9 protein-coding genes and 1 riboswitch are annotated in these 12,442 nt (G+C 74.0%); of the genes, 8 read left to right on the forward strand and 1 reads right to left on the reverse strand.

The window, feature by feature from the left end; translation table 11 throughout:
- Positions 1–60 precede the first annotated feature (60 nt).
- The gene (locus tag IEY98_RS13540) at positions 61–1,224 is read left to right on the forward strand and encodes a cytochrome P450 (protein WP_189210775.1); all 1,164 of its coding nucleotides are present in this window, start codon (positions 61–63) and stop codon (positions 1,222–1,224) included.
- Here IEY98_RS13540 and cobN read toward each other — a convergent pair.
- Complete coding sequence (cobN, locus tag IEY98_RS13545) at positions 1,182–4,718, reverse strand: cobaltochelatase subunit CobN (RefSeq protein WP_189210776.1); 3,537 nt, start codon at positions 4,716–4,718, stop codon at positions 1,182–1,184. The two genes, IEY98_RS13540 and cobN, sit on opposite strands and share 43 nt — an antisense overlap.
- Positions 4,719–4,751: 33 nt before the next feature.
- A riboswitch (cobalamin riboswitch) is annotated at positions 4,752–4,917 on the reverse strand.
- Between the two features lie 6 nt (positions 4,918–4,923).
- Here cobN and IEY98_RS13550 point away from each other — a divergent pair.
- From IEY98_RS13550 to IEY98_RS13580, 7 genes are all read left to right on the forward strand, one after another.
- Positions 4,924–6,033: a ferredoxin-like domain-containing protein gene (locus tag IEY98_RS13550; protein ID WP_189210777.1), complete on the forward strand. Its 1,110-nt coding sequence runs from the start codon at positions 4,924–4,926 to the stop codon at positions 6,031–6,033.
- Positions 6,030–6,650 (forward strand): precorrin-8X methylmutase, encoded by a 621-nt coding sequence (locus tag IEY98_RS13555; RefSeq protein WP_229786886.1) that lies wholly within the window; start codon positions 6,030–6,032, stop codon positions 6,648–6,650. Before IEY98_RS13550 ends, IEY98_RS13555 begins: the two co-directional genes overlap by 4 nt.
- Complete coding sequence (locus IEY98_RS13560) at positions 6,647–8,656, forward strand: precorrin-2 C(20)-methyltransferase (RefSeq protein ID WP_189210779.1); 2,010 nt, start codon at positions 6,647–6,649, stop codon at positions 8,654–8,656. Before IEY98_RS13555 ends, IEY98_RS13560 begins: the two co-directional genes overlap by 4 nt.
- 115 nt (positions 8,657–8,771) lie before the next feature.
- On the forward strand, positions 8,772–9,032 hold the full coding sequence (locus tag IEY98_RS13565) for a hypothetical protein (protein ID WP_189210780.1): 261 nt from the start codon (positions 8,772–8,774) through the stop codon (positions 9,030–9,032).
- A 107-nt stretch (positions 9,033–9,139) separates the two neighbouring features.
- The gene (locus tag IEY98_RS13570; protein WP_189210781.1) at positions 9,140–9,379 is read left to right on the forward strand and encodes a hypothetical protein; all 240 of its coding nucleotides are present in this window, start codon (positions 9,140–9,142) and stop codon (positions 9,377–9,379) included.
- Positions 9,380–12,073, forward strand: a complete 2,694-nt coding sequence (locus tag IEY98_RS13575) for an FtsK/SpoIIIE domain-containing protein (protein ID WP_189210782.1) — start codon at positions 9,380–9,382, stop codon at positions 12,071–12,073.
- Positions 12,070–12,429 carry a hypothetical protein gene (locus IEY98_RS13580; RefSeq protein WP_189210783.1) on the forward strand — a complete coding sequence of 120 codons (360 nt, stop codon included), beginning with the start codon at positions 12,070–12,072 and terminating at the stop codon, positions 12,427–12,429. Before IEY98_RS13575 ends, IEY98_RS13580 begins: the two co-directional genes overlap by 4 nt.
- Positions 12,430–12,442 lie beyond the last annotated feature (13 nt).

The following is a 12,442-nucleotide window of genomic DNA, read 5'->3' on the forward strand; positions in this document are numbered from 1 at the left end:
CCACATCGGGCGGACCGCCGCACAATGCGCGGGAACCGACCAGCCCCAGGGGGAGTGCCCGTGACCCGCTCCGCGGCCGACTTCGACCACCTCGACCCGGCCGTGGCCGCCAGGGCGCACGACGTGCTGCGCGAGCTGCGCGCCGAGTGCCCGGTCGCGCGCAGCACCCGCTACGGCGGCTTCCACGTCGTGACGCGGCATGAGGACATCGCCACGGTGGGCCGCGACCACGCCCGCTTCTCCGCCCGTGCGGAGTCCATCGGCGCGGCGACGCTGCTGCCCGGCCTGGAGACCGCGGTGGCGCCGCTGTTCGAGCAGGACCCGCCCGAGCACACCGAGGTCCGGCGCAGGCTGGCGCCGTACTTCAGCCGGGCCGCGGTCGCCCGGCTGGCCCCGGCGATCCGGGAGACCGCCCGGTCGGAGCTGGCCGGGCTGGCCCCGCGCGGCGGCGGCGACCTCGTCGTCGAGGTGGCGCGCCGGATCCCGCCGATGGTCATCGCCGGGGTGCTCGGCGTCGCGCCGCCGCGCCGCGCGCTGCTGCGCGACCTGCTGATCGGCGCGGTGACCGAGGGCCGCGTGGTGGAGTACCTGGACTTCCTGACCGAGGAGGTGCGGCTGCGCCGGGCCGCCCCGGGCGACGACCCGCTCAGCGCGGTGGTGGCCGACCGGTCGGTCGCCGAGCCGGACGCGGTCAAGTACCTCCTGCTGATGGTCGCCGCGGGCGCGCTGACCACGATCGACGCGACGAGCAGCCTGCTGTGGCTGCTCAGCCGCGACCCGTCCCTGGCCGACCACCCGCGCGAGGCCCTGGTCGACGAGGTGGTCCGGCTGGAGGCGCCGGTCGCCACGACCGCCCGCACGGTGCGCTGCCCGACGACGCTCAACGGCGTCGAGCTGGCCGAGGGCGACCGGCTGCTGGTCGCCTGGGGCTCGGGCAGCCGCGACACCGAGGTCTACCCCGACGCCGACGCGGTCCGCCCGGACCGCGCGCAGGGCGCGGGCCTGGCGTGGGGCGCGGGCGCGCACCGCTGCCTCGGCCAGCACCTCGCCCGGCTGGAGCTGGGCGTCATCCTCGACGAGGTGCTGGCCGCGATCCCCGGCTACCGCCTCCCGGACGGCTTCGAGCCGGAGTGGACCTACGGCGTGCTGCGCGGGATCAGGGCGCTCCCGGCGACCTGGTCCTACTCCGACCCGGCCTCGATGTCGCCCTCCACCTCCAGGTAGAGGGTGCGCAGCGCGGCGAGGGTGTCGGCGTCGGGCTCGGCCCACAGGCCGCGGTCGGCCGCCTCCAGCAGGCGCTCGGCGATGCCGTGCAGGGCCCACGGGTTGGACTCGGCGAAGAACTTGCGGTTGACCTCGTCGAGCGCGTAGGTCTGCGCCAGCGTGTCGTACATCCAGTCGGGGACGACGTTGGTGGTGGCGTCGTAGCCGAAGAGGTAGTCCACGGTGGCGGCCAGCTCGAACGCGCCCTTGTAGCCGTGCCTGCGCATGGCCTCGATCCAGCGCGGGTTGGCCACCCGCGAGCGGAAGACCCGGTTGGTCTCCTCCACCAGCGACCGCGTGCGCACCGACTCCGGGCGGGTGCTGTCGCCGATGTAGGCGGCGGGCGCCTTGCCGGTGAGCGCGCGGACGGTGGCGATCATGCCGCCGTGGTACTGGAAGTAGTCGTCGGAGTCGATGATGTCGTGCTCGCGGGTGTCGACGTTCTTGGCCGCGACCGCGATGCGCCGGTAGGCGGATTCCATGTCCTCCCGGGCCGGGCAGCCGTCGAGGCCGCGGCCGTAGGCAAAGCCGCCCCAGACGGCGTAGACCTCGGCGAGGTCGCGGTCGTCGCGCCAGTTGTGGCTGTCGATCAGCGGCAGCAGGCCCGCGCCGTACGCGCCGGGCTTGGAGCCGAAGATGCGGGTGGTCGCCCGCCGCTCGTCGACGCCGTCGGCCAGGACGTGCGCCCTGACGTAGTTGTCCTCATCGGACTCCTCCAGCGCGGCGACCATGCGGACGGCGTCGTCGAGCAGGTACACCACGTGCGGGAACGCGTCGCGGAAGAACCCGGAGATGCGGACGGTGACGTCGATGCGCGGGCGGCCCAGCTCCTCGAGCGGCACGACCTCCAGCCCGCTCACCCGCCGCGACGCCGGGTCCCACACCGGGCGCACGCCCAGCAGTGCCAGCACCTCGGCGATGTCGTCGCCCGCGGTGCGCATGGCCGACGTCCCCCACACCGACAGGCCCACCGACCGGGGCCACTCGCCGGTGTCGGCGCGGTAGCGCTCCAGCAGCGAGTCGGCCATCGCCGAGCCGGTCTCCCACGCCAGCCTGCTGGGGACCGCCTTCGGGTCGACGGAGTAGAAGTTGCGGCCGGTCGGGAGCACGTTGATCAGGCCGCGCAGGGGCGATCCGCTCGGCCCGGCGGGGACGTAGCCGCCGTCCAGGGCGTGCAGGACGTTGCCGATCTCGTCGGTCGTGCGGTCCAGCCGGGGCACGACCTCGGCCGCGCCGAAGGCCAGCACGCGGGCCACGTCGGGGTTGGGGGCGATCTCCTCGGCGGCCTCGACCGCCCAGCCGCGGTCGTCCATCGCCCGCACCAGGGCCCTGGCCTGCTCGTCGATGGCGTCGGTCGTCGTGCGGTCCGCGCCGTCGACCAGGCCGAGCGCCTCGCGCAGGCCGGGCAGCGCGGCGACCTGGCCAGCCCACATCTGCCGCGCGGACAGCATCGCGGTCACCAGGTTGACCCGCCCCTCCCCCGACGGCGGCACGCCCAGCACGTGCAGGCCGTCGCGGATCTGCACGTCCTTGATCTCGCACAGCCAGCCGTCGACGTGCAGGAGGAAGTCGTCGAACTCCGCGTCGTGCGGGCGGTCGGCGAGTCCGAGGTCGTGGTCGAGCTTGGCGGCCTGGATCAGCGTCCAGATCTGGGCGCGGATGGCGGGCAGCTTGGCCGGGTCCATCGCCGAGATCGACGAGTACTCGTCCAGCAGCTGTTCGAGGCGGGCGATGTCGCCGTAGGACTCCGCGCGCGCCATCGGCGGCACCAGGTGGTCGACCAGGGTGGCGTGGGCGCGCCGCTTGGCCTGGGTGCCCTCGCCGGGGTCGTTGACCAGGAACGGGTAGATCAGCGGCAGGTCCCCGATGGCCGCGTCCGGGCCGCAGGCGGCGGACATGCCCAGGTTCTTGCCGGGCAGCCACTCCAGGTTGCCGTGCTTGCCCAGGTGGATGACCGCGTGCGCGCCGAAGTCGTCGGCGATCCAGCGGTAGGCGGCCAGGTAGTGGTGGCTCGGCGGCAGGTCCGGGTCGTGGTAGATCGCCACCGGGTTCTCGCCGAAGCCGCGCGGGGGCTGCACGATCACCACGACGTTGCCCGCGCGCAGCGCGGCTAGCACGATGGCGTCCCCGTCGACGAACAGCTCGCCCGGAGCGTCGCCCCAGTGCTCGGTCATGCTGTCGCGCAGCTCGTCGGGCAGGGTGTCGAAGTACGCGCGGTAGCTCGCCGTGGGGATGCGGACGGGGTTGCCGGACAGCTGCTCGGCGGTCAGCCAGTCCGGGTCGAGTCCGCCCGCGGCGATCAGCGCGTGGATGAGCGCGTCGCCGTCCTGCTCGGCGACGCCCGGCAGGTCGCCGATGTCATATCCGGCCTCGCCCAAGGCCTTGAGCAGGCGCACCGCGCTGGCGGGCGAGTCGAGGCCGACGGCGTTGCCGAGCCGGGAGTGCTTGGTCGGGTACGCCGACAGCACGATGGCGATCTTCTTCTCGGCGTTGGGCACGTGCTTGAGCCGGGCGTGCGCGACGGCGATCCCGGCGACGCGGCGGGCGCGCTCGGGGTCGGCGACGTAGACGGAGAGCCCGTCGGCGTCCTGCTCCTTGAAGGAGAACGGGACGGTGATGATGCGGCCGTCGAACTCCGGGACGGCGACCTGCGTCGCGGTGTCCAGAGGGGACAGACCGTCGTCGCTGTCCGCCCAGGTGGCGCGGTCGCTGGTCAGGCACAGCGCCTGCAGGATCGGGATGTCGAGGGCGGCGAGCGCGCCCACGTCCCACGCGTCGTCGTCCCCGCCTGCCGAGGCGTCGGCCGGGCGGGTGCCGCCCGCGGCCAGGACGGTCACCACCAGGGCGTCGACGGTGCCGAGGAGGTCGAGCAGGTCGGCGGGCGCGGTCCGCAGGGACGCGCAGAAGACCGGGACGGGCTGCCCGCCGCGCTCCTCGACGGCGTCGCACAGGGCCTCGACGAACGCGGTGTTCCCCGCGATGTGGTGGGCGCGGTAGTAGAGGACGCCCACCCGGGGGCCGTCGGCGGCCGGGCGCTCCAGGCGTCCCCACACGGGCAGCTCGACCGGCGGCGCGAAGCCCGTGCCGGTGAGCAGGAGCGTGTCGGACAGGAAGTGGTACAGCTCACGCAGGTTGTCCCTGCCGCCGTGGGCGAGGTACTTGTGCGCCTCGGCGACCACGCCGCCGGGCACGGTCGAGCACTGCATCAGCTCGGCGTCGGGGGCCTGCTCGCCGCCGAGCACCACGACGGGCCGGGGTCCGGCGAGCAGGGCGTCCAGCCCCTCCTCCCAGGCCCGGCGCCCGCCGAGCAGCCGGACGACGACGATGTCGACGCCGTCGAGCAGGGCGGGCAGGTCGGCGGCGGCGACGCGGGCGGGGTTGCCCAGCCGGTAGTCCGCGCCGGATGCGCGCGCGGAGAGCAGATCGGTGTCCGAGGTGGACAGCAGCAGGATCATGGCGCCCTTCCTGGGGTCCTCGCCCCGGGTCGTGAGGGACGCGACGGCGGAGTGTCCTGGCTCCCGGATCGTCGTTCCCCCTGGCCTTCCCTCTCGGTGGCCGCTAGCAGGGTTCGCTCCCCGGTGACAGTGGCGGGACCGCGCCGGACTCGCACCGGCTTCCTCCGTTGCCGTCGCCTCGTCGGGCTCACCTTATATTCGGGGCGTGTCCCACCAGAACCGCCGCTCGGGCGCCGACGCCTGCCCCGGCGCGCTCGATGTGCACCAGGCAGCCGACGGGGGTCTGGCCAGGGTGCGGCTGCCGGGCGGCCGGATCACGTCCGCGCAGCTCAGCGTGCTCGCCGCGGCCGCGCGGGAGCTGGGCTCCGGCGGGCTGGAGCTGACCTCGCGGGCCAACGTCCAGATCCGCGGGCTGGGACCGCGGGGTCCGGCGGAGTTGGGGGCGCGGCTGGCGGCGGCCGGGCTGCTGCCGTCGATCTCCCACGAGAAAGTGCGCAACATCATGTCCTCGCCGCCGGGCGACCACGGCGCGGCCGCGCTGGACGCCGCGCTGTGCGCCGATCCGGCGCTGGCAGCGCTCCCGGGGCGGTTCCTCTTCGCGCTGGACTCCGGCGCGGGCGACGTGGCCTGGCTCGGCGCGGACGTCGCCGCGCTGCCGGTCGGCGCGCGGTTCGCGATCCTGCTGGGCGGGGAGGACCACGGCGTCCGCGTCTGCGACCCTGTCGAGGCCATGCTGGCCGCGGCGCGCGCGTTCCTGGAGATCCGCGACGGGCAGTGGCGGATGGCCGAGCTGGGACCGGATGTGGCGAAGATCGCCGACCGGCTCGGGACCTCGCCCGAGCGCGTTCCGCGCGGACGGCCGCCGACGGGTGGGCCGCTGGGTCGGATCGGCGACGCCGTCGGCGCGGCCGTTCCGCTCGGGCGGCTGGACGACCGGCAGCTCGCGGTGTTGATCAAGGCGGAGCACGTGGTGATCACGCCGTGGCGCGGGGTCGTGGTCCCGCGTGGTTCGGTGGCGGAGCTGACCGCGGTGGGCCTGGTGGTCGACCCGGCGGCGGCGGGCATCGGGGTGACGGCGTGCACGGGCGCGCCCGGGTGCGCGAAGTCGCTGGCCGACGTGCGGGCGGACGCCTTGCGGATCACCCGTTCGGGGCGTCCGGTGCACTTCGCGGGCTGCGCGCGCCGCTGCGGGCGGCCCGCGGGCGACGTGGTGGACGTGGTGGCGGTCGACGGCGGGTACGAGGTCGACGGCCGATGGGTTTCCGGTGGTGCGGTGGCCGGTGCGGCCGCCGAGGCGAGGCAGGAGCAGAGGTGACCGACTACATCAGGGACGGCGCGGAGATCTACCGCCGCTCGTTCGCCACGATCCGCGCGGAGGCCGACCTGGCCGGGCTGCCGGAGGACGTGGCCCGCGTCGTGGTCCGCATGATCCACGCGTGCGGCATGGTGGACCTGGTGCGCGACGTCGCGTACTCGCCGGGGGTCGTCGCCGCGGCCCGCGCCGCCCTCGACGCGGGCGCCCCGATCCTGTGCGACGCGCAGATGGTCGCCTCCGGCGTCACCAGGGCGCGGCTGCACGCCGACAACGAGGTCGTGTGCACGCTGTCCGACCCGGCCGTCCCCGGCTTGGCGGCGGAGCTGCGCACGACCAGGAGCGCGGCGGCGATGGAGTTGTGGCGGCCACGCCTGGCGGGTGCGGTCGTGGCCGTCGGGAACGCCCCGACGGCGCTGTTCCGGCTGCTGGAGATGGTGGCGGCGGGGGCGGGAACGCCTGCCGCCGTCCTGGGCGTCCCCGTCGGGTTCATCGGGGCGGCGGAGTCGAAGGAGGCGCTGATGGAGTCCGGCCTGCCACACCTGGTGGTCCGAGGACGGCGCGGCGGCAGCGCCATGGCCGCCGCGGCCGTCAACGCGATCGCGAGCGACGCCGAATGACCGGCACCCTCTACGGCGTCGGCCTGGGCCCCGGCGACCCGGAACTGGTGACGGTCAAGGCCGCACGCCTGATCTCCGCGGCCCAGGTCATCGCCTACCACAGCGCCCGCCACGGCCGCTCCATCGCGCGCGGGGTGGCCGAGCCGTACCTGCGCGAGGGGCAGATCGAGGAGCAGCTGGTCTACCCGCTGACCGTCGAGACCACCGACCACCCCGGCGGCTACGCGGGCGCGATGGCCGACTTCTACACCGAGAGCGCCGCCCGCCTGGCGTCCCATTTGGACGCAGGCCGGGACGTGGTGGTCCTCGCCGAGGGCGACCCCATGTTCTACGGGTCGTACATGCACATGCACAAGCGCCTGTGCGACCGCTACCCGACCGTGGTGGTCCCAGGCGTGACGTCGGTGAGCGCGGCGTCCGCGGTATTGCGCCGCCCGTTGGTGGAGGGCGAGGAAGTCCTCACCATCCTCCCCGGCACCCTCCCCGCCGAATCCCTGACATCCCACCTGGCGACCACGGACTCCGCAGCGGTCCTCAAACTGGGCCGCACCTTCCCCAAGGTCCGCGCCGCCTTCGAGGCAGCAGGCAAACTGGACCGCGCCCTCTACGTCGAACGCGCCACCTGGGACACCGGCCGCGTCCTCTCCCTGTCCGAAGTGGACCCCGCCACCGTCCCCTACTTCTCCCTTGCGGTACTCCCCAGCCCCATCAATTCCACACCCCCCACACCCCACATGGAAAGTCCCCGCCCCAACCGGGGGCAGTCCGCCCTTTCTTTCCACGATACGCCTGCGGGAACTTGTCAAGAGGGTGAATCCTCGGGCCTGTGGATAACTTCGGGCGAGGGCAACGGACGCGCCGCAGGCGAGACGGCCACGAACGGCGACACGGGAATGCAGGCCGCACAGGGCGAGGCGGCGGCAGCCGGGCAGAGCGGGACGGCCGCGCCGTTCGAGCGCGGTGAACCGGCCGGGCAAGGCGGAGCGGCAACAACGGTCGAGCAAGACGGGACGATCACGCACGTCGGGCACGGCGAATCGGCGGCAGAGCGAAGCGGGACGGCAGCGCGCACCTGGCAAAGCGGAGCCGCAACAGCCGAGCCACGCGGGACCACAGCGCCCATCGGGGAAAGGGAAGCACCGACCCCCACCGGACAAACCAAGACAGGGGCCGAGCAAAGCGAAGCCGCGCCCCACAAGGCCGGACAGGGCAACGAAGCCTCCCAACCGGCCGCCTCCCCGGCCCCGCACCACCCCCGAGGTGAGGTAGTCGTCGTCGGCCTCGGTCCCGCTGGTCGCCCCTGGCTTACCCCGGAAGCGCAAGAAGCGCTGGGGACCGCGGACGACCTCGTCGGCTACACCACCTACCTCAACCGCGTCCCCCACAACCCCCGCCAGCGCCGTCACCTCTCCGACAACCAGGTCGAGGCCGAGCGGGCCGCGTTCGCGCTTGATCTGGCCAAGCGGGGGCGCAGGGTGGCCGTGGTCTCCTCCGGGGATCCCGGTGTCTTCGCGATGGCGACCGCCGTCCTGGAGGTCGCCGACGACCCCCTGTGGCGGGAGGTGCCCGTGCGGGTGCTGCCCGGGGTCACCGCCGCCCATGCGGTGGCCGCGAAGGCGGGGGCGCCGCTCGGGCACGACTACTGCACGATCTCGCTGTCCGACCGCCTCAAGCCGTGGGAGGTGATCGTGCGGAGGTTGACCGCGGCGGCGCAGGCGGACTTCGCCATCGCGATCTACAACCCCGCGTCCAAGGCGCGGCGGTGGCAGCTCGGGCAGGCGCGGGATCTGCTGCTGGAGCACCGGTCCCCGGACACGCCGGTCGTGATCGGGCGGGACGTGGGGGGACCCGAGGAGAGCCTGCGGATCACCCGGTTGGCGGACCTCGACCCGGCGACCGTCGACATGCGGTGTCTGCTGCTCGTCGGGAGTTCGCGCACCCGCACCATCCGGCGACCCGACGGGACGCTCGCCGTCTTCACTCCGCGCACATATGGCGGAAGTTAAACGTTACGGCTGTCCTAAATACTCGTGAACAAAGATCCTACTGACACGGTCGCCCCCGGAAAGCGGCCACCCTGCCTGCGGCGACGGAGATCAAGACCGGGTAGGTTCACAGGGCATGGCGGGTATTGAGGAGTCCAAGGCGGGAGTCGCCGCGGCCACCGAGAAAGTGCAGGCGGGCATCCAGGCGCTCACCCAGGCGGCGATGCAGTGGGACGAGGCGCGCACCCTCCTGGCGAACGCCTCCCAGGGCACCTCGCGCCCGGAGGCCCCGCAGGCGCTCGGCATGCTCGCCCAGGCCCTGCAGGGCCTGACGGACATCCAGGGCAGCGCGCAGGCGTCGATCACCGCGATGGAGACCTGGAACGCGCAGATCTGACCACTTAGGACCGCACCGTCCACTGTGGCGCGCGTTCGCCCTGATGGAGCAGCCCTCTCGCCCGATCGTGACCTCGGCGCTATCTTGCGATGGACGAGGAGGTGGGCGTGAGCATCAGGGAGTACGCGGCCACGCTGGGCCAGGTCATGACCACCCTGGCCGCGGCCGCGGCCAGCGCCGACACCGCCCTGCGCGAGCTGACCTCCGCGCGGGCCATCCTGACCAGGATCTCCCCCGACGGCTGGTGCCCTGCCGAGCTCGACCTGGCGATCGCCGAGCTGACCAGGGTGGTCGCGCTGGCCGCCGCGGCCAGGGAGACCATCGCCGACTACGTGACGAGGCTGTAGATGGGCAAGGCCGAGCGCAGGCGGCGGGCGAACGCCGCGCTGGCCACCCTGCGCACCGTGCTCGGCCGCGCGCTGGGCGCGGCCGCCGCTGCCCGGACGGCCGCCGAGGCCGACCGGGCGCGCGCCGAGTTCGAGCACTCGGTGCACTCGATGGGGTTCGGCGCGGCCGCGCGGTCGAAGGACATCAGGGCCAGGGTCGACGCCGACCCGGTGCTGCGCGAGGTGTGGCAGCGGCTGGAGGCCGAGCGCGACCGCAGCTACACCGAGTGGAACACCGCCGTCCTCCCGCAGGTGCGCGCCCTGGTCGCCGACGCGGCCCCCGGCGCGGCGGGCGCGGAGGGCCACGACTGGCTGCGCGTCCCCGGCACGGGCGGGGAGCCGCCCCGGCTGTGGCGGGTGGGCCGGGCTGCGGTCGAGCACGCCGCCGACGAGTTCCCGCTGGCCGTCCCGCTGCTGGGGCACGGCCACCTGCGGATCAACTCGACGCACGGCGCCAGGGCCGCCGTGGACGCGATCGTCGAGACGCTGCTGGCCCGGATGCTGGCCACCCTCGCCCCCGGCCAGCTGCGCATCCACATCTGGGACATCGGCCACCTCACCGGCCCGCTGCCCAACCTGCACCCGCTCAGCGCCGAGCGGCTGCTGACCGTGCACGACCCCACGCTGCTCGGCGACCTGCTGGCGACCCTCGCCGGGCACATCCGGCGCGCCCACGACAGCGCGCTGCGCGACGGCCGCCGCACCGCGCACGGGCCGGGCGACCCGTGGCGGGTAACGGTGCTGTTCGGCAACGGTGAGCGGCTGCCCGACGAGCTGACCCACGAGCTGAGCCGGGTCGCCCGCACCGGCCCGGACGCGGGCGTGCACCTGGTGCTGGTCGACGTGCCGGTGTCGGTGAACAGTCCACTGGAGACCATCACGTTCACCGGCCCGGACGTGGCCACCTCCAGCATGACCGGGCGCGGCGTCGTGGTCCGGCCGGACCCGCCGCTGCCCGCCGCCGAGGTCGCCGCGCTGGCGAGCGGGGTGCACGAGCGGGTGCGCGCGTTCCGCGGCGGTCCGCGCTCCTTCGCCGACCTGCTGGCCCCCGCGCCCCGGCACTTCGCGCGCGATGAGCTGCGCACCCCGATCGGGTTCGCCGAGGGGGAGCCGGTGGAGGTCGTGCTGGGCGACGCCACCCCGCACGCGCTGATCGCAGGCCCGAGCGGGTCGGGCAAGACGAACTTCCTCTACGCCCTCATCGGCGGCCTGGCGTCGCGGTACTCGCCGATGGAGCTGGAGCTGTACCTGCTGGACTTCAAGGAGGGCGTGTCCTTCGCCGGGCTGACCCCCGGCAGCAAGGACCCGAGCTTCCTGCCGCAGGCCCGGCTGGTCGGGGTGAACGTCAACACCGACCGCGAGTTCGGGCTGGCGCTGCTGCGGTTCCTCACCGCCGAGCTGGCCCGCCGCGCCGAGGCGGCCAAGCGGCACGAGGTGACCAAGCTGGCCGAGCTGCGCGAGGCCGACCCGGACGGGCACTGGCCGAGGATCGTCGCGGTGATCGACGAGTTCCAGGCGCTGTTCAGCGGCCGCGACCGGATCACCCAGCAGGCGGCCGCGCTGCTGGAGGACGTGGCGCGGCGGGGCCGCTCGCAGGGCATCCACCTGGTGCTGGCCAGCCAGGACATCGCCGGGATCGAGGCGTTCTGGGGCAAGCCCGCGGTGTTCGAGCAGTGCACGCTGCGCATCGCGATGCCCAAGGCGAAGCGGGTGCTGGCCGAGCAGAACCTGGCCGCGATGTCGCTGCCGCGCTGGCACGTCGTGGTCAACCACGACTCCGGTGTCGGGCACGGCAACGAGGTCGCGCACGTGCCCGACGCGTCGAGCCGAGGCACGTTCGATCTGCTGCAGCGGGACCTGCACGCGGCCCTGCCGACGGCGCCGCCCCGGCTGTTCGACGGCGCGCACCAGCCGGACCTGGTCCACGCCGCCGACTTCGCCACGCCGTCCGGGCCGCTGCTCGGCCAGATCATCGACGTCAACGACCGGGCGGCGATCCTGCGGCTGGAGGCCGCGCCGGGGCGCAACCTGGCGGTCCTGGGCACCGCGGTCGCCGACGCGTTCGCAGTGCTGGAGAGCGCGGCGCTGTCGCTGGCCAGGATGCACGTCCCGGGCGACTGCGACTTCAGCGTCTGGTGCCCGGTGCCCGCGCTGGCCCGGCGCGCCGAGGGGCTGGCCGAGCGGCTGCGGACGATGGGCCACGACGTGGACCTGCGCCTCGACGACAGCATCGCACGGCTGACCCCGGCGACCGCGGAGCGGCCGCGCTATGTGATCTTCCCGTGCGTGGACGGCGCGCACCGCTGGCTGGAGGCCAAGGAGCCGCCGAGCATGACCAGCGGCCTCGACCGGCTGCGCGCGCTGCTGCGCGACGGTCCCGCGCACCGCGTGCACGTGCTGGGCTGGTGGCGCGGCGTCGCCCGGTTGAAGGACACGATGGGGTTCGGCGGGTTCGACGACATCGGGGCGTGGGTGGCGCTGGACGTGCAGGGCAGCGAGCTGACGACGCTGGCGGCGGGCCAGGTGGTCGACTGGTCGCCGCGCCCGCAGCGGGCGATCTTCTTCGACCGCACCACGCACACCCACCCGGACGTGCTGATCCCGTTCGACACCTCGTCGGCGCTGGACATCCCGAAGGTGGTGGACACGGCGTGAACGACCCTGTGGCCGAGTACAAGCGCCTGTTGGACACCGCGCACCAGGCCGCGGACACCCACCGCAAGCACGAGCAGCGCCGCGCCCTGGAGCTGACCGAGCACATCCGCGACGCGAGCAAGGCCATCACCACCGCGTCGGCGCGCGAGGCGGACGTGACCAGGGAGATCACCGGCTGGTGGTCGAACGTGACCAGGAACCTGACCTCGCTGGTGTGGCTCGACCTGACCCCGCCAGCGCCGGACCCGGGCGCCGATCCCCGCAGGCTGAACGCGCACCTGGCCGAGGTCGAGCCCGCGACCTCGGCGTTCCGCGTCGCCCTGCGCCGCGCCCTGTGGCCGCGCAAGCTCCCCTGATCTTTGGCACGAT

This window comes from Actinokineospora fastidiosa (genome assembly GCF_014648415.1).
Lineage (GTDB): Bacteria > Actinomycetota > Actinomycetes > Mycobacteriales > Pseudonocardiaceae > Actinokineospora > Actinokineospora fastidiosa.

Excerpts from the sequence above, each read along its gene's own strand:
- cobN (WP_189210776.1), bottom strand. The coding sequence starts at position 4,718 with ATGATCCTGCTGCTGTCCACCTCGGACACCGATCTGCTCTCCGCGCGC.
- IEY98_RS13560 (WP_189210779.1), top strand. The coding sequence starts at position 6,647 with ATGACCGGCACCCTCTACGGCGTCGGCCTGGGCCCCGGCGACCCGGAA.
- IEY98_RS13575 (WP_189210782.1), top strand. The coding sequence starts at position 9,380 with ATGGGCAAGGCCGAGCGCAGGCGGCGGGCGAACGCCGCGCTGGCCACC.
- IEY98_RS13565 (WP_189210780.1), top strand. The coding sequence starts at position 8,772 with ATGGCGGGTATTGAGGAGTCCAAGGCGGGAGTCGCCGCGGCCACCGAG.